Source organism: Salinarimonas sp., assembly GCF_040111675.1.
Taxonomy (GTDB): Bacteria; Pseudomonadota; Alphaproteobacteria; order Rhizobiales; family Beijerinckiaceae; genus Salinarimonas.
Genome location: NZ_CP157794.1, coordinates 2,399,865 through 2,415,401 on the forward strand (window position 1 = coordinate 2,399,865; position 15,537 = coordinate 2,415,401).

The 15,537-nt window shown below is 73.5% G+C and carries 18 protein-coding genes and 1 pseudogene; 9 read left to right on the forward strand and 10 right to left on the reverse strand.

What is annotated here, in order from left to right:
- Positions 1-10 precede the first annotated feature (10 nt).
- The 3 genes from ABL310_RS11090 (at position 11) to ABL310_RS11100 (ending at position 3,118) form a co-directional block, all read left to right on the forward strand.
- The gene (locus ABL310_RS11090; protein ID WP_349371737.1) at positions 11-553 is read left to right on the forward strand and encodes a histidine phosphatase family protein; all 543 of its coding nucleotides are present in this window, start codon (positions 11-13) and stop codon (positions 551-553) included.
- A gap of 75 nt (positions 554-628) precedes the next feature.
- Positions 629-2,077: a YcjX family protein gene (locus tag ABL310_RS11095; RefSeq protein ID WP_349371738.1), complete on the forward strand. Its 1,449-nt coding sequence runs from the start codon at positions 629-631 to the stop codon at positions 2,075-2,077.
- Positions 2,078-2,092: 15 nt separating this feature from the next.
- The gene (locus ABL310_RS11100; protein ID WP_349371739.1) at positions 2,093-3,118 is read left to right on the forward strand and encodes a TIGR01620 family protein; all 1,026 of its coding nucleotides are present in this window, start codon (positions 2,093-2,095) and stop codon (positions 3,116-3,118) included.
- Between the two features lie 15 nt (positions 3,119-3,133).
- On the opposite strand, the gene ABL310_RS11105 is transcribed toward ABL310_RS11100, so the two are convergent.
- From ABL310_RS11105 to ABL310_RS11115, 3 genes are read right to left on the reverse strand one after another with little or no spacing between them, the layout of a single operon-like run.
- Positions 3,134-3,979, reverse strand: coding sequence for a substrate-binding domain-containing protein (locus ABL310_RS11105; protein WP_349371740.1), 846 nt, complete (start codon positions 3,977-3,979; stop codon positions 3,134-3,136).
- Between the two features lie 41 nt (positions 3,980-4,020).
- The gene (locus ABL310_RS11110; RefSeq protein ID WP_349371741.1) at positions 4,021-4,752 is read right to left on the reverse strand and encodes an ATP-binding cassette domain-containing protein; all 732 of its coding nucleotides are present in this window, start codon (positions 4,750-4,752) and stop codon (positions 4,021-4,023) included.
- 4 nt (positions 4,753-4,756) lie between these two features.
- A complete protein-coding gene (locus tag ABL310_RS11115; RefSeq protein ID WP_349371742.1) occupies positions 4,757-5,455 on the reverse strand; it encodes an ABC transporter permease in 699 nt (232 codons plus the stop codon).
- Positions 5,456-5,554: 99 nt separating this feature from the next.
- Between ABL310_RS11115 and ABL310_RS11120 the strand changes: the two genes are divergently transcribed.
- Complete coding sequence (locus ABL310_RS11120) at positions 5,555-6,421, forward strand: helix-turn-helix transcriptional regulator (protein ID WP_349372042.1); 867 nt, start codon at positions 5,555-5,557, stop codon at positions 6,419-6,421.
- A 61-nt stretch (positions 6,422-6,482) separates the two neighbouring features.
- Here ABL310_RS11120 and modC read toward each other — a convergent pair.
- From modC to ABL310_RS11140, 4 genes and pseudogenes are all read right to left on the reverse strand, one after another.
- A pseudogene (gene modC / locus ABL310_RS11125) lies at positions 6,483-7,160 on the reverse strand (molybdenum ABC transporter ATP-binding protein); the annotation flags it as partial.
- Entirely contained in the window at positions 7,157-7,858 is a 702-nt protein-coding gene (modB, locus tag ABL310_RS11130) for a molybdate ABC transporter permease subunit (RefSeq protein ID WP_349371743.1), read from the reverse strand. The pseudogene modC and the gene modB, both read right to left, overlap by 4 nt.
- 7 nt (positions 7,859-7,865) lie before the next feature.
- Positions 7,866-8,651, reverse strand: a complete 786-nt coding sequence (gene modA, locus ABL310_RS11135) for a molybdate ABC transporter substrate-binding protein (RefSeq protein ID WP_349371744.1) — start codon at positions 8,649-8,651, stop codon at positions 7,866-7,868.
- A gap of 73 nt (positions 8,652-8,724) precedes the next feature.
- The gene (locus ABL310_RS11140; protein WP_349371745.1) at positions 8,725-9,132 is read right to left on the reverse strand and encodes a winged helix-turn-helix domain-containing protein; all 408 of its coding nucleotides are present in this window, start codon (positions 9,130-9,132) and stop codon (positions 8,725-8,727) included.
- A gap of 155 nt (positions 9,133-9,287) precedes the next feature.
- On the opposite strand from ABL310_RS11140, the gene parA reads away from it, so the two are divergent.
- The 3 genes from parA (at position 9,288) to ABL310_RS11155 (ending at position 11,028) form a co-directional block, all read left to right on the forward strand.
- Complete coding sequence (gene parA, locus ABL310_RS11145; protein WP_349371746.1) at positions 9,288-9,932, forward strand: ParA family partition ATPase; 645 nt, start codon at positions 9,288-9,290, stop codon at positions 9,930-9,932.
- On the forward strand, positions 9,929-10,390 hold the full coding sequence (locus ABL310_RS11150; RefSeq protein ID WP_349371747.1) for a phasin family protein: 462 nt from the start codon (positions 9,929-9,931) through the stop codon (positions 10,388-10,390). Before parA ends, ABL310_RS11150 begins: the two co-directional genes overlap by 4 nt.
- 110 nt (positions 10,391-10,500) lie before the next feature.
- Entirely contained in the window at positions 10,501-11,028 is a 528-nt protein-coding gene (locus ABL310_RS11155) for an AAA family ATPase (RefSeq protein WP_349371748.1), read from the forward strand.
- An 11-nt stretch (positions 11,029-11,039) separates the two neighbouring features.
- Here the strand turns inward: ABL310_RS11155 and ABL310_RS11160 are convergent, their stop codons facing one another.
- From ABL310_RS11160 to ABL310_RS11170, 3 genes are all read right to left on the reverse strand, one after another.
- Positions 11,040-11,954, reverse strand: a complete 915-nt coding sequence (locus ABL310_RS11160) for a pseudouridine-5'-phosphate glycosidase (RefSeq protein WP_349371749.1) — start codon at positions 11,952-11,954, stop codon at positions 11,040-11,042.
- On the reverse strand, positions 11,954-12,889 hold the full coding sequence (locus ABL310_RS11165) for a carbohydrate kinase family protein (protein WP_349371750.1): 936 nt from the start codon (positions 12,887-12,889) through the stop codon (positions 11,954-11,956). The genes ABL310_RS11160 and ABL310_RS11165 overlap by 1 nt, the downstream gene beginning before the upstream one ends.
- 72 nt (positions 12,890-12,961) lie before the next feature.
- Entirely contained in the window at positions 12,962-13,969 is a 1,008-nt protein-coding gene (locus tag ABL310_RS11170) for an asparaginase (protein WP_349371751.1), read from the reverse strand.
- A gap of 216 nt (positions 13,970-14,185) precedes the next feature.
- Here ABL310_RS11170 and ABL310_RS11175 point away from each other — a divergent pair, with 216 nt between their 5' ends.
- Positions 14,186-15,019, forward strand: coding sequence for an alpha/beta hydrolase (locus ABL310_RS11175; RefSeq protein ID WP_349371752.1), 834 nt, complete (start codon positions 14,186-14,188; stop codon positions 15,017-15,019).
- 35 nt (positions 15,020-15,054) lie between these two features.
- Positions 15,055-15,411: a septum formation initiator family protein gene (locus ABL310_RS11180; protein ID WP_349371753.1), complete on the forward strand. Its 357-nt coding sequence runs from the start codon at positions 15,055-15,057 to the stop codon at positions 15,409-15,411.
- Positions 15,412-15,537 lie beyond the last annotated feature (126 nt).

The window sequence follows — 15,537 nt, forward strand, 5'->3', positions numbered from 1 at the left end:
GAACAGGCGCATGAAACGCCTCATTCTCTTCCGCCACGCGAAATCCGCCTACCCGCCCGGCGTCGAGGACCACGATCGGCCGCTGAACGAGCGCGGCCGGCGCGACGCGCCGCGCATGGGCGCCTATCTCGCCGCCGAGCAGCTGCTGCCCGACCTCGTCCTCGTCTCCTCGGCCGCGCGCACCCGCGAGACCTTCGCCCTCGCCGCCCCGGCGCTCGACCCGCTGGAGAGCCGGGAGGAGCCGCGCATCTACGAGGCGCCGGCCGAGCGCCTCCTCGGCGTGGTGCGCGAGACGCCCGACGCCGTGCGCACCCTCATGCTCGTCGGCCACAATCCCGGCATGGAGGATCTCGCCCGCACCCTGATCGGCTTCGGCGACCGCTACGCCTTCGCCCGCCTCCAGCAGAAATTCCCCACCGCCGGCATCGCCGTCGTCGATCTCGACGTCGAGAGCTGGGGCGAGGTCGTGCCGAAAGAGGGCCGGCTCGACCGTTTCGTCACGCCGAAGGGTCTCGCCGCCGCGTCCGGAGAGGCGGACGGGCAGGGGGAATAGACCCCGCCCGCTTGGGAAATCGCACCGGCGCGCTTAAGTGAGGACCGTCTCTCACCTCCTGCCCCGGTCTCCCGCGTGCCCCCACCCGCCTTCGCCTCCCGCGCCTACGACGTCCTCGCGAGCCTCGGGGATTACGCGTCCCGCACCGTCGACCCGGGCGTGCGCATCGGCGTCACGGGGCTCGCGCGCTCGGGCAAGACCGTCTTCACCACGGCGCTCGTGCACAACCTCGTCCAGAACGCGACGCTTCCGGCCCTGCGCGCGTCCCACGAGGGCCGCATCCGCCGCGCCCGGCTCGCGCCCCAGCCCGACGACGCCGTGCCGCGCTTCGCCTACGAGGACAATCTGCGCATGCTCGCCGAGGAGCGCCGCTGGCCGGCCTCGACCGCGCGGGTGAGCGAATTGCGCGTCGACATCGCCTACGAGCGCGGCCGCGGCGCCTGGCGCTCGGGGCCGGCGAGCCTGCACCTCGACATCGTCGACTATCCCGGCGAATGGCTCCTCGACCTCGCCCTCCTCGACCAGGACTTCGCCGAATGGTCCGCGGAGGTGCTCGACGGCGCGACACGTCCCGACCGCGCGCCGCTGGCCGAGCCCTTCCTCGCCGCGCTCGCGGCGCTCGACCCCGACGGCGAGCCGGACGAGCCGGCGCTGGCCACCCTCTCCGCCGCCTTCAAGGCCTATCTCGTCGCCCTGCGCGCCGGTCCCGAGGCCGTCGCCACCACGCCGCCGGGGCGCTTCCTCATGCCCGGCGACCTCGAAGGCTCGCCCGCGCTCACCTTCGCGCCCCTGCGTCTCGCCACCGACGCCCGCCTGCGCCCGGGCAGCCTCGGCGCCCTGATGGAGCGGCGCTTCGAGGCCTACAAGGCGCATGTCGTGCGCCCCTTCTTCCGCGAGCACTTCCAGCGCATCGACCGGCAGATCGTGCTGGTCGACGTCCTCGCCGCCATCGATGCCGGCCCCGCCGCCCTGGCCGAGCTCGAGCGCGCCCTCGACCGCGTGCTCCTCGCCTTCAGGGCCGGGCGCAACTCCTTCCTGTCGCAGATCTTCTCGCCCCGCGCCGAGCGCGTCCTCTTCGCCGCGACCAAGGCCGACCACGTCCACCAGACGAGCCACGCGCGGCTCGAAGCCGTGCTGCGCCTCCTCGTCGAGCGCGCCCTCAAGCGCGGGGAGGCGGCGGGCGCCAAGGTCGGCACGGTGGCGCTGGCCTCCGTGCGCGCCACGCAGGAGACGCTGGTGCGCGAGGACGGCATGCAGCTCCAGGCCGTCGCCGGCGTGCCGGAGGCGGGCGAGACCATCGACGGCGAGGTCTTCGACGGCATCGCCCGCGCGGCCGTCTTCCCGGGCGAATTGCCCGAGCGCCCCGCCGCCGTGCTGGAAGGCGCGGTGCCGCCGGGCTCCCTGCGCTTCCCGCGCTTTCGCCCGCCGGAGCTGAAGGCCGACGCCGCCGGGCGCGCCGCGCGCCTGCCGCACATCCGGCTCGACCGGGCGCTCGAGTTCCTGATCGGCGACCGCCTGGCCTGAGGAGAGCGCGCACCCATGTCCCGCAAGCCCCGCGCCTACCGCCTGGACGATCCCGACGTCGCGGAGACCCGCGCCGGCGAGGAGGCTCCCCACCGTCCCGCCCGCGTGCGCGTCGAGATCCAGCCCGAGGAGATCGTCGAGGCCGCCGAGGGCGCCGCCGTGCCCATGGGCCGGAAGCGCCGCTTCCCCTGGGGCGGCATCCTCCTGACCTCGCTCTCGGCCCTCGTCCTGCTCGCGCTGGGCCTCGCCGCCGAGAGCCTCGTGCGCGGCCTGTTCGAGGCCGCGCCCTGGCTCGGCTGGGTCGGCCTCGCGGCCTTGGCGCTGGCGCTCCTCGCGCTCGCGGCGCTCGTCATTCGTGAGCTCGCCGGCCTCTGGCGGGAGAAGAAGATCGAGGCCCTGCGCGCCCGCGCGCTCGACTCCCTCGAGACCCGGGACGGCGAGGCGGCGAGGCGCGTCGTCGCGGAGGTCGTGGCGCTCTACGCCGCCCGCCCCGAGACCGCCCGCGGCCGCGGGCGCATCGAGGAGGTCGCCGAGGAGATCCTGGAGGCCGAGGACCGCCTCGCCATCGCCGAGCGGGAGCTGCTCGCCGATCTCGACGCCCGCGCCGCCCGCGTCGTGGCGGACGCGGCGAAGCAGGTCTCCCTCGTCACCGCGCTCTCGCCGCGCGCGGCGATCGACGTCGGCTTCGTCGTCTTCAACGCCGCGCGCGTCCTGCGTCGCGTCTCCGCCGTCTACGGCGCCCGTCCGGGCGCGCTCGGCTTCATCCGGCTGATGCGCGCGGCGCTGACCCATCTGACGGTCACCGGCGGCGTCGCCGTCGGCGACGGGCTCCTCCAGCAGGCGCTGGGGCTCGGCATCGCCGCGCGCGTGTCCGCCCGGCTGGGGGAAGGCGTCCTCAACGGCATCATGACCGCCCGCTTCGGCCTCGCCGCCATCGCGGTCTGCCGGCCGCTGCCTTTCGTGGCGCTGGAGCGGCCCAAGATCGGGGACGTGGCGGGAGAGCTGATCTCGCGCCGGGTGGTCGAGGAGGCGAAGGACTAGGACCAGGCGCTCGCCTCAGGCACCCGCGTCGTCGGCGTTGGGGAAGAACAGCTGCTGGTCGTCGAGCCGGTAGCCGGCGATGGCCTGCTGGCCCGCAGAGGACGTCAGCCAGTCGATGAACGCCTGGCCGGGCTCGGCCTTCACGCTCGGGTGACGCTGCGGGTTCACCAGGATGACGCCGTACTGGTTGAACAGCCGCCGGTCGCCCTCGACCGCCACCTCGAGATCGGCCTTGTTCTCGAAGGCGATCCAGGTGCCGCGGTCGGTGAGCGCGTAGGCCGGCATCTCGGCGGCGATGTTCAGCGTCGCGCCCATGCCCTGGCCGGTCTCGCGATACCACGAGCCCTCCGGCTCGACGCTCGCCGCCTGCCAGAGCGCGAGCTCGGCCTTGTGCGTGCCGGACTCGTCGCCGCGCGAGGCGAACGGGGCCTCGGCCTCCGCGATCGTCGCGAGCGCGGCGGGCGCGTCCGAGGTCCCGGCGACGCCCGCGGGGTCGCCCTGCGGGCCGACGATGACGAAATCGTTGTACATCACGGGGAAGCGCGCGACGCCGTAGCCTTCGGAGACGAAGGCCTCCTCCGCGGATTTGGCGTGAACGAAGACCACGTCCGCGTCGCCGCGCCGGCCGGTGTCGAGCGCCTGCCCGGTGCCCTGGGAGAGCACGCGGACCGTGATGCCGGTCGCCTCGGTGAACTTCGGCAGGATGGCGTCGAACAGGCCGGAATTCACCGTGGAGGTGGTGGAGGCGACGGTGATGAACTCCTCCTTAGCGAGGGCCTGCGGCGCGGTCGCGAACGGGAGGAGGCCGGCGCCGACGGCGAGCGCGAGCGTGGTGGTCAGGAAGGTGCGACGGAGCGTCATGGTCTGTCCTCGGGCGTTTTCTCGTGGTTTCGCGTGAAGCCTCACCACAGCAGCTCGCCGGCGACGAAGGCGCGGGCGTCCGCCGTGGCGGGTCGGGTGAAGAAGGTCTCGGCCGTCGCCGCCTCGACGAGCCGGCCGTGATGCAGGAAGGCGACGTCGCTCGCCAGCCGTCGGGCCTGGGCGAGGTCGTGCGTCGTCATCACGATGGTGACGCCCTCGGCGTGGATCGCCGCGATCGCCTCCTCGACGGCGCGGGTCGCGGCCGGGTCGAGGGCGGAGGTCGGCTCGTCGAGGAAGAGGAGCTCGGGCCGCGTCGCCCAGGCGCGGGCGATGGCGAGGCGCTGCTGCTCGCCGCCGGAAAGGACGCGCGCCGGCCGCAGCGCCAGCGCGCCGAGCCCGAATCGGGCGAGCGCCTCCTCGGCGCGCTGCCGCCGCTCGGCGCGGGAGAGACCCTGGAGGGCGAGCGCATGCTCGACGTTCGCCAGCGCCGAGCGCCGCAGCAGGACGGGGCGCTGGAACACCATGGCGTGACGCCGCCCGGCCGCCGCCGCGCCGCCGGCGGCCCCCGCCCAGACGACCCGCCCGGCGCTCGGCGCGATCAGCCCGTGGGCGATGCGCAAGGTCAGGCTCTTGCCGGCGCCGTTCGGCCCGAGGAGGAAGAGCCTCGCGCCGCGCGGCACGGTCAGGCTCACGTCCGCGAGAAGCGTCCTGCCGCCGGCGGCGAAGCCGACGCTCTCGAGCCGCAGCGGCAGGATGGACGGCACGCCGTGCATCGCCTCACCCCGCATGGCGCGCGGCGACCCGCGCCGAGCCGTAGGCGCCGGCGTTGAGGAGCAGCGTCAGCGCGAGCAGGATCAGGCCGAGGCCGAGCGCGAGGGCGAGGTCGCCGCGGCTCGTCTCCAGCGCGATGGCGGTGGTCATGGTGCGGGTGTAGCCGGCGATGTTGCCGCCGACGATGAGCACGGCGCCCACCTCCGCGCTGGCGCGCCCGAAACCGGCGAGGATCGCGGTGACGAGCGAGAAGCGCGCGTCCCAGAGCAGCGTGGGCACGGCGCGCATCCGCGAGGATCCGAGGGAGGTGAGCTGCTCGCGATACTCGCCCCAGAGGTCCTCGACGGTCTGGCGCGTCAGCGCCACGACGATGGGCAGGATCAGCACGCTCTGCGCCACGATCATCGCCGCCGGCGTGAACAGGAGGCCGAGCGCCCCGAGCGGGCCCGATCGCGATAGCAGGAGGAAGATCACCAGCCCCGCCACCACCGGCGGCAGGCCCATCAGGGCGTTCACGAGGACGATCGCCGCGCCGCGCCCGGGAAAGCGCGCGAGCGCGAGCGCCGCGCCGAGCGGCAGGCCGATCAGGCAGGCGATCGCCACCGCGCTCATCGTCACCCGCAGCGACAGCCCGACGATCTCGACCAGAGCGGGGTCGAGGGTCGCGATCAGGCGAAAGGCTTCGGTGAAGGCGTTGTCGGGCATGCGTCGTCCTGCGCGGCGGAGCCGTAATCTGGATTTTTCCGCAGTAGCGTGCAACAACGGATTTTCTGCAGCGAAACAGGATCGAATGCAGTGGATCTGATGACGACGGCGGAGCTCGCGGCCTATCTGCGGCTGAAGGAGCGCACGGTCTACGAGATGGCGGGCAAGGGGCAGCTGCCCTGCACGCGCGCCACCGGCAAGCTGCTGTTCTCGCGCCGCCTCGTCGACCGCTGGCTGGAGGCGCATACCGAGCTGCCGGCGCAGGGAATCGCCCCGCCGCCGCCGATCTATGCCGGTTCCTCCGATCCGCTGCTCGAATGGGCTTTACGCGCTTCCGGCAGCGGGCTCGCCGTGCTCGCGAGCGGCTCGCAGGACGGGCTCGAGCGCTTCGCCCGCGGCGAGGCGGTGATGGCGGGCGTGCACATCCTGGAACCCGAGAGCGGCGCCTACAACATCGACGCTGTGCGCCGCACGGCGCCGTTTCCGGACGTGGTCGCGATCCGCTTCTGCACGCGCGAGCAGGGGCTGATCGTGCGCGCAGGAAACCCGCTCGAGCTCGCGCGCGTCGCCGACTGCGTCGCCCGCGGGGCGCGGCTGGCGCTCAGGCCCGAGGGCGCCGGCTCGCGCATCCTGCTGGAGACCTTGCTCGCCCGGGAAGGGGTCGCGCTGGAGGCGCTACCGCACGTCGACCGGATCGCGCAGACGCAGGAGGACCTCGCCGCCCTGATCGCCGCCGGGGAGGCGGATGTCGGGCTCGGCGTCGCAGCCGCGGCGCAGGTGACGGGGCTCGCCTTCGTTCCGCTCGAGATCGTCGAGCCCTTCGACCTGGTGATGCGGCGGCGGGATTATTTCGAGCCGGCGGTGCAGGCGCTCGTGGCTTTCCTGGGCACCGCGACCTTCGCGGATCGGGCGCGGGCGCTGGGCTATCGCGCCGGCGAGACGGGGAGGGTGGTCTACAACGCGTGAGGCCTCACGCCCAGCGCGCGAGACGCCGCGCGCGCTGCGGGCCACGCGCCGGAGCCGACGGAGCCGGCGGGCCGCACAGGATCTCTCCCGGCGCCCCACGTCCGACGATCCGCCCCTCCTCGAGCAGCACCACCTCCCCCGCGAGCCGGACCACCTCCTCGCGGGAATGGCTGACATAGACGATCGGCACCCGCGCCTCGTCGCGCAGGCGCTCCAAATAGGGCAGGATCTCCTGCTTGCGGGCCTCGTCGAGGGAGGCGAGGGGCTCGTCGAGCACGAGGAGCCGCGGCGAGGCGAGGAGCGCGCGGCCGATGGCGACGCGTTGGCGCTCGCCCCCCGAGAGGCCGGCCGGCCGCCGCTTCAGCAGATGCCCGATCCCGAGCAGCGAGACGACGTGGTCGAGATCGCCCGTGCGCCGCGCCCGGGGCGTGAACCAGCGGCCGAAGACGAGGTTCTGGCGCACGGTCAGATGCGGGAAGAGCCGCGCGTCCTGGAAGACGAGGCCGACGCGGCGCCTGTGCGGCGGGACGAAGACGCCGGCCTTCGTGTCGAGCAGACTCTCCCCGTCCACGACGACGCGCCCCGAACCGGGGCGAAGAAGCCCGGCGATGGCGTTGACGATGCTGGTCTTTCCCGAGCCGGAGGGGCCGAACAGCGCGATCACGCCCGCCTCGCTCGAAAAGGCGAGGTCGAGGGAGAAGGCGCCGAGCCGGTGGCGGAGCGCGATCTCGAGGCTCACGACGCCGCGATCCGCATCTGCGCCCGCCGGGCCAGCAATTCCGAGACGAGGAGCGCGCCGAAGGCGATCGCGACCGAGACGAGCGTGAGCCGCAGCGCCCCGGCCTCGCCGCCGGGGACCTGGGTGAAGGTGTAGATGGCGGACGGCAGGGTCTGCGTCTGCCCGGGAATGTTCGACACGAAGGTGATCGTCGCGCCGAACTCGCCCATCGCCTTGGCGAAGGAGAGGATCATCCCCGCGACGATGCCCGGCAGGATCAGCGGCAGCGTGACGAGCGCGAAGGTCGCCGCGCGCCCCGCGCCGAGCGTACCGGCCGCGGCCTCGAGCTTCGGGTCCACCGCCTCGATGGCGAGGCGGATGGCGCGCACCATCAGGGGAAAGCCCATCACCGCGCAGGCCAGGGCCGCGCCGGTCCAGCGGAAGGCGAAGACGATGCCGAGATTCTCGGCCAAGAAGGCGCCGATCGGCCCGCGCCTGCCGAACAGGAGCAGCAGCACGTAGCCCGTCACCACCGGCGGCAGCACGAGCGGCAAGTGCACGAACCCGTTCACCAGCGACTTGCCGGGGAAGGAGACCCGCGCCAGCAGGTAGGCCACCGCGACGCCGAAGGGCAGGCTCGCGAGCATCGCCCAGAACGACACCTTCAAGGACAGCCGCACCGCGTCCCATTCCTGCGGGGAGAGCTCGAGCCAGCCCACGGGCGCCTCACTCCCCGAGCAGCACCGCGAAGCCCTCGCGCTCGAAGAACGGGCGGGCCTCGGGGGTGCGAAGGAAGGCGAGGAAGTCGGCCGCGACGGGAGCGTCGCTCTGCGCCGTCAACGCCGCGGGATAGACGATGGGCGGGTGCGTCGCCTCGGGGAACGTCCCGACGACGCGCACGTCCTCGTCGGCCGTGGCGTCCGTCGTGTAGACGATCCCGAGCGGGGCCTCCCCGCGCGAGACGAGGGCGAGCGCGGCGCGGACGTTCTCCGCTTGCGCGAGGCGGTCGGCGACGCTCTCCCAGACGCCGAGGCTCTCCAGCGCCGCGCGGCCGTAGATACCGGCCGGGACGGCGGTGGTCTCGGCCATGGCGAGGCGCCCGTCCGGGCCGAGCGCGCCGGCGAGGTCGAAGCCCGGCGCGAGCGTGATCTGCGCGTCGGAATCCGCGGGGGCGACGAGGGCGATGCGGTTGGACAGGAGATCGACCCGGCTGTCCTCGCGGATGAGCCCCGCCTCGGCGAGATGGTCCATCCAGACGACATGGGCGGAGACGAACAGGTCCGCCGGCGCGCCCTGCTCGATCTGCCGGGCGAGCGCCGCGGACCCGGCATACGAGATCGCGATCGTCTCCCCCGTCTCATCGGAGAACGCCGCGGCCGCCGCGTCCAGGGCGTTCTTCAGGCTCGCGGCGGCGAAGACGACGGCGTCCTGCGCCTTCGCCGCGGGGGCGGCGAGGGCCGCGAGCCCGAGGGCGGCGGCGAGCGCGGTCGCGACGCACGTGCGGCTCGGCATGGGGACATCCTCCGCGATCGGCGGCCTCGATAGGTACGCGAAAACATATCGATCCGCGCGCATCCGTCCAGCGCTATTTTCCCCCGGACATATCGCCCCGTTCTGCAGGAGCCCGCAGCATCGCCCTCATGGCCGCCATGTCCTCGGCCACCGCTCGCTCGGTGGCGGCCTGCATGCGGCGGTAGAGGGCGAGCACCCGCTCGCCGTCGGCGGTCAGCACCGCGCCGCCCTGCTCGCGCCCGCCCCGGCTCGTCTCGACGAGAGGCGCCTCGAAGCAGCGGTTCATGGTCTCGACCAGCATCCAGGCGCGCTTGTAGCTCATGCCGAGGCGCCGTCCCGCGGCGGCGATGGAGCCGGTGTCTCGGATGCCTTCAAGCAGGTCGGCCTTGCCGGGGCCCACCGCGATGTCCGGGTCGAGCTTGATGCGCAGGAAGGCGCCGGAGCGCTCCGTCGTCCTGTCCTCGCCGCGCTCGTCCGCCATGGCTCGCCCCTCGCACCGCGTTCCCCTGCCCAGCATAGAGGCGTTTTGGCCGAAAGTTCACCGGATCCCGCGCCTTCGACGGCGGTTTTCCTCTGACGCAGGGGGACGCCTCTGCTATCGTGGAGGCGAGACCAGGGCAGGGGGGACGGCCGGGCGTGATCGTCGGGGTGCTGAACCAGAAGGGCGGGGTGGGCAAGACCACCATCGCCGTCAACCTCGCGGCGGGTCTCGCCGCGCAGGGCAAGCGCGTTCTCCTCGTCGACGCCGATCCGCAGGGCTCGTCCCTGGCCTGGTCGAGCGCGCGCGAGCGCGATCCGTTGTTTCCCGTCGTCGGCATGGCGAAGCCCACCCTCCACCGCGACCTGCCGAGCCTCGCCGCGGGCTACGACGCCGTGATCGTCGACGGCGCGCCGCGGGCGAACGATCTGGCGCGCGCTGCGATCATGGCGAGCGAGACCGTGCTGATCCCGGTCCAACCCTCGCCCTACGACGTCTGGGCGGCGCGGGAGACCGTGGAGCTGATCCGCGAGGCGCAGGTCTACAAGGACGGGCTCTCGGGCGCCTTCGTCATCAACCGCAAGATCGCCAACACCGCCATCGGGCGGGACGTCGAGGGCGCGCTCGAGCCCTTCGGCCTGCCGGTGCTCGACCCGGCCCTGTGCCAGCGGGTGGTCTACGCCGAGAGCGCCGCGCAGGGTCTCTCCGTTGCCGAGGCCGCGCCGACGAGCGAGGCCGCGCGGGAGATCGCGGCGCTCGTCGCCGCCATCGCCCGCCGCTTCGAGAGAAAGGACGCCGCGTGACGAAAAAGGTCGTGGACTTCAAGCCCGCCGCCGCCCGCCGCGCCGCGCAGATCGCGGAGCGCAAGGCGGCCGAGGGAGCGGCGCGCGCCGCGGGCGGAGAGCCGCGGCGCCCGCGTGCCGCCGATACGTGGGTCTCCGCCGCCGCGGAGGAGGCGATCACGCCTGGTCGCGGCGCCCGGGCGCACGAGCCGGCGCTCGAGCCGCCTGTCGGCGCCGAGATCGCCGAGACACTGGGCCAGCTGCAGCGGGAGCTCGCCGGCGCTTGGCGGCGGCCGGCCGAGCGTCACCTCGCCGGGCTCGCCCGCCTCGCCTCCAGCCGCACGCCGACCGAGGCGATCGAGGCGCATGCGGCGATCGCCAATGCCGCGACGGCGCAGGCCTTGGCGGATGCGGCCCGTGTCGCCGAGGCCTACGCCCGGCTCGCCCGCGCCAGCGCGCGGCTCTTCGCCTGGGTCTGAGAAGCGCCTCCACCACGCGCGCACACGCCCTCGGCGATCATGCGCTCCAGCGCCGACGCGCACGCGGACCGTCCGGGGCGCTCGGCGCGGCGCGACGGAGACTTCCAGCCATGAACCACGCCGTCCTCGTCACCGGAGCCATGGGTTCCGGCAAGTCCACGCTGATCCGGGCGCTCGCGGCGCGCGGGTGCGCCGTCGTCGAGGAGCCCGCGCGGCCGATCCTCGCCGAGCAGCGGGCCTTCGGCGGCGCCGGCGTGCCGGAGACCGACCCGCGGCTGTTCGTGGAGCTGATGCTCTCGCGGGCGATCCAGGCCCATCAGGCGCATGCGCGAACGCCGGGCCCCGTCTTGTTCGACCGGGGCGTGCCGGACATGATCGCCTGCGCGGCGCTCTTCTGCCTCGATCTCGCGCCCTATCGGCGCGCCGCCGCCACGTTCCGCTATGCGCCGACCGCTTTCGTGACGCCGGATTGGGCGGAGATCTACGCCACCGACGACGAGCGCAAGATGACCTACGCCGAGGCCCGCGCCTTCGGCGCCTCGCTGCGGGGGATCTATTCCGGGCTGGGCTACGCCCTGATCGAGCTGCCGCGGGCGAGCCCCGAAGCGCGGGCGGATTTCGTGCTGACGCGTCTCTGACCGACCGCGGCTCACCCGCGCGCGGCGGCGACGGCGATCTCGGCTGCGAGCGTGGCGTTGCTCTTCACGAGGGCGATGTTGGTCTCGAGACTGCGCCCGGCGGTGAGCTCGACGAGCCGTCCGAGCAGGAACGGCGTCACGGCCTTGGCGCCCACGCCCTGCGCGCGAGCCTCCGCGAGGGCCGTCGCGATATGGCTCTCGATCTCCGCGCGCGGAATCTCGTTCTCCTCCGGCACCGGGTTCGTCACCAGCACGCCGCCATCGAGGCCGAGGTCGCGCTTCGCCGCCAGAAGGGCCGCGATCGCGTCGGGCGTATCGAGGCGCAGCGGCGCCGGCAGGCCGGAATCGCGGCTCCAGAAGGCGGGCAGCGCGTCGGTGCGGTAGCCGATCACGGGAACGCCGCGGGTCTCCAGCGCCTCCAGCGTGCGGGGCAGGTCGAGGATCGCCTTCGCGCCCGCGCAGACGACGCAGACCGGCGTGCGCGCGAGTTCCTCGAGGTCGGCGGAGACGTCCATGGTCTCCTCGACGCCGCGGTGAACGCCGCCGATCCCGCCGGTGGCGAAGACGCGTATCCCGGCCAGCGCCGCGCAGATCATCGTCGCCGCGACCGTCGTCGCCCCTGGACGCCCGGTCGCCACCGCGAAGGGCAGGTCGGCGCGCGAGAGCTTCATGACGTCCCTCGCCTGCGCGAGCCAGGCGAGCGTCTCCTCGTCGAGACCGACGCGGACGCGCCCGTCGATCACGGCGATCGTCGCGGGCACGGCGCCGCCCGCCCGGACCACGGCCTCGACCGCGCGCGCCGTCTCCAGATTTCGCGGATGCGGCATGCCGTGAGTGATGATGGTGGATTCGAGGGCGACCACTGGCCGGCCGGCGGCGAGCGCCTCGGCGACCTCGGGAGCGACGACGAGAGCGGTGTCTTGCATCACGCGATCCTTGTCCGGCCGCGCGCGGCGGCGAGGAGGGCGGGGGTGAGGTCGGCGCGCACGGCGCCCTGGACGGAAATGGCGAGCCGCGCCAGCGCCTGGCCGGCCGAGAGCGCCGAATCGAGCGGCTCGCCCGAGCAGAGCGCGTGGAGCGTGCCCGCGATCAAGGCGTCGCCCGCTCCCGTGACGTCGACGACGGGCGCCGGCGCGCCCGGCAGACGGCGCGCGCCGTCAGCGTCCGCGACGACGAGGCCGTCGGGCCCGAGCGTGACGATCGCCGCGCCGGCGCCGCGGGTGACGAGGGCGCGGGCCAGCGCTTCGGGCTCCTCGGGCGCGCCGACGAGCGCCTCGGCCTCGTCGCGCGCGCAGAACAGGTAGGCGACACCCGTGAGGTCGCCGGGCAGCCGAGCCGATTTCGCAACAGAAACCGCGTCGAGGGCGAGCCGCCAGGGCGCGGCGCGGGCACGCCGCACGAGATCGGCGACGGCGTCCGCTGCGCAGTTCGCCTCCGCGAAGACGAGAGCGGCGTCGGCCAAGCGTTCCGCCGCGCGCGCCACGAAAGCCGCATCGAGCCCGCCGAGCAGGTCCATGGCCGCGAGCCCGACGACGAGGCTCCCGTCCGCATCGAGCACCGCGACGTATTCCGCGCTCGCCGCCCCCGCGATGCGCTCGAGGCCGGAGACGTCCGCCCCGGCGGCGTGCAGCGTCTCCAGCAGCGCCGCGCCGCCGGGATCGTCGCCGACGCGCGAGACGAGCGCCACGTCCGACCCGAGCCGCGCCAGGCTCTCCGCCACGTTCCGGGCGACGCCGCCGAAGGAGAGCGTGGCGACGGCCGGGTTCGACGTCCCGAGCCGCGCCGGCGAACGGGTCCGGTAGGTGCGGTCCACGGCCGCCCCGCCGAGGCAGAGAATGCGGGACGGGCGTGGCTCGGTCATGGCGTGCTCGTCGTCGAGGCGGCGTGTCGGGACGGGTCTACGCCATCGCGCGGGCGTGCGAAACCGGGGGGCTTACGCGGAGAGCGGGCCGACGGTGCGGATCTCGCCGACATCGTGCTTGTTCCAGTTCTTCACGGGCGAGGCGGCGAAACCGTCGAGCAGCGTGCGCTCGCGCTCGTCGAGATCGAGGAAGCGCCGGATCACGGCGGCCATCATCGCCTCGGCCGCGCGGGTGGCGCCGTCCTCGCATTTCAAGGCGACGCCGAGCCCGAGCTCGGGCAGCGCCGCGCAATAGACGCCCTCCGCCCCGGTCTTGAGGAAGACGCGCGGGCCGAGCCCCTCCATCAGCCGCGTGTCGAAGCGGCCGGTGCCGGCGACCATGAACGGGTTCGCCGCCACCGCCTTGCGGATGCGCGTCGCTGCGCGCGCGTAGTCCGCCGAGAGATGCGCGCCCGCGCCGAACCTGGCGAAGCCGTAGGCGAGGCAGGTGAGCGGCATGGCGTAGGTGGGAATGGAGCAGCCGTCGACGCCGCGGCGGTCCTCCGTGAGAGTCGCGCCGGTGACCTCCTCCAGCGCGGCCCGCACGGTCTCCTGGACCGGATGGTCCGGGGCGACGTAGCCGGCGGGGTCGACCTTGGAGGCGCAGGCGAGGCAGACGAAGCCCGCATGCTTGCCCGAGCAGTTGTTGTGCAGCTGGCTCGGCCTCTCGCCGCGCTCGGCCAGGGCCCGCGCCGCCTTGACCTCGAATGGCCAATGGCAGCCGCACTCGAGCGTCGCCTCGTCGCGCCCGGCCTTGGCCAGCATGGACGCCGCGGCCTCCGTATGCGCCGGCTCGCCGGAGTGCGACGAGCACGCGAGCGCCAGCTCCGCGTCGCCGAGCCCGAGCTCGTCGGCCGCCCCGCTGGCGACGAGAGGGAGCGCCTGGAGCGCCTTGACGGCCGAGCGCGGGAAGATCGGCTCGTCGACCTCGCCGACGGTCAGGGCCGCCGCACCCTCCGCGTCGACCACCGCGATGGCGCCGCGATGACGCGATTCGACGAGCGGACCGCGCGTCACCTCGACCAGGACCGGATTGTTCATGAAACGCCTCTGGATCGCCTGTCGCGCCCCCGACGGCCCGCACCCGGACCGCCCCGTAGAGGCGGGCCTCTTGCCGAAAGCGCGCGGGGAAGTCAAAGCGCCGGATCCGCCGCAGGCGCAGACCAGACCCGCGTCGTCGCGAAACCCGGTTCACTGTGGCCGGCTCTTGCGGCGTGCGCGGTCCCGCGCTCTGATCCCCCGGCAGAGGAGGCGTCCATGAGCGAGCCGATCGACTACGAGGCCGAGTACGACAACCGCGCCCGCGTGCCGGAGCACCCCGCCGTCATCGAAGGCTGGGCGCGCGACGCCGCCGCCTTCCGCGAGGCGCACGAGCCGCTCACCATCGCCTACGGCGACGCGGAGCGGCAGCGGCTCGATCTGTTCCGGCCCGCCGAGGACACGGCGCCGGCCGGCGTGATGTTCATCCACGGCGGCTACTGGCAGGCGCTCGACCGCTCGTTCTTCAGCCACATGGCCCGCGGCCTCCTCGCCCACGGCGTGCAGGTCGCCATCCCGAGCTATACGCTCGCACCGGAGGCGCGGCTGTCGCACATCGTCGAGGAGATGCGCCTCGCCGCGCAGGAGATGGCGCGCTTCGACCGTCCGCTGGTCGTCGCCGGCCATTCGGCCGGCGGCCATCTCGCCGCGTGCCTGCTCGGCACCAACTGGCGGGCCATCTCCTCCGAGCTGCCGGAGACGCTGGTGCGCGCGGCCTACGCCATTTCCGGCCTGTTCGACCTGCCGCCGCTGACGAAGACCAAGGTCAACGACAAGCTCCGCCTGGACGAGGCCGAGGCGCGCGCCATGAGCCCGCTCGTGTGGGAGCCCGCTCCCGACCTCGGTCTCGTGCTCGACGCGGTGGTGGGGGGCGAGGAGAGCGCGGAGTACCACCGGCAGAGCCGGGCCATCGTCGACGCGTGGGGCGCCAAGGGGGTGACGACGCGCTACGAGGAGCGTCCGGGGCGCAACCATTTCGACGTGATCGCGCCGCTCGCCGATCCGGGCTCCGACATGGTGGCGCGCCTCGTCGTGCTCGCACGGGCGCCTTAAGCCTTCCTTCACCATCGCCGCCGACGATCCGGGGCATGGTCGTCAAGAAACGCCTCCGCGCCGTCCTGATTCCGCTCGCGCTCTACAGCGTCTCCGGGCTCGCGGTCGGCTATTTCCTGCATCACGCCCAGTCCGGCCAGCGCGGGCTCGAGGCTAAGCGCGAGCTCCAGGCCGAGCGCGCCCGCATCGAGGCGACCCTCGCCGCCGTGAAGGACGAGCGCTCCGACTGGGAGCGCCGCATCGCCCTCGTGCGCGCCGACCGGATCGATCGGGATCTTCTCGAGGAGCAGGCGCGTTTGATGCTCGGGCGGGTGCACCGCAACGACGTCGTCATCATGCTCGGGACCCGCGGCGAGGACGCGCCAGCCCTGGTGCCGCGATCAATCAACTGAAACGCAGTTGATCGACGAAAATCCTTTTCTCGTCAGACCACTAGTCGATGCCCGCGACTCGTGGGCACCTCGGCTTGCGCTCTCGCTTTTGGACTTTAGTTGAGCTAAGACAGTGCGCGAGGAAAC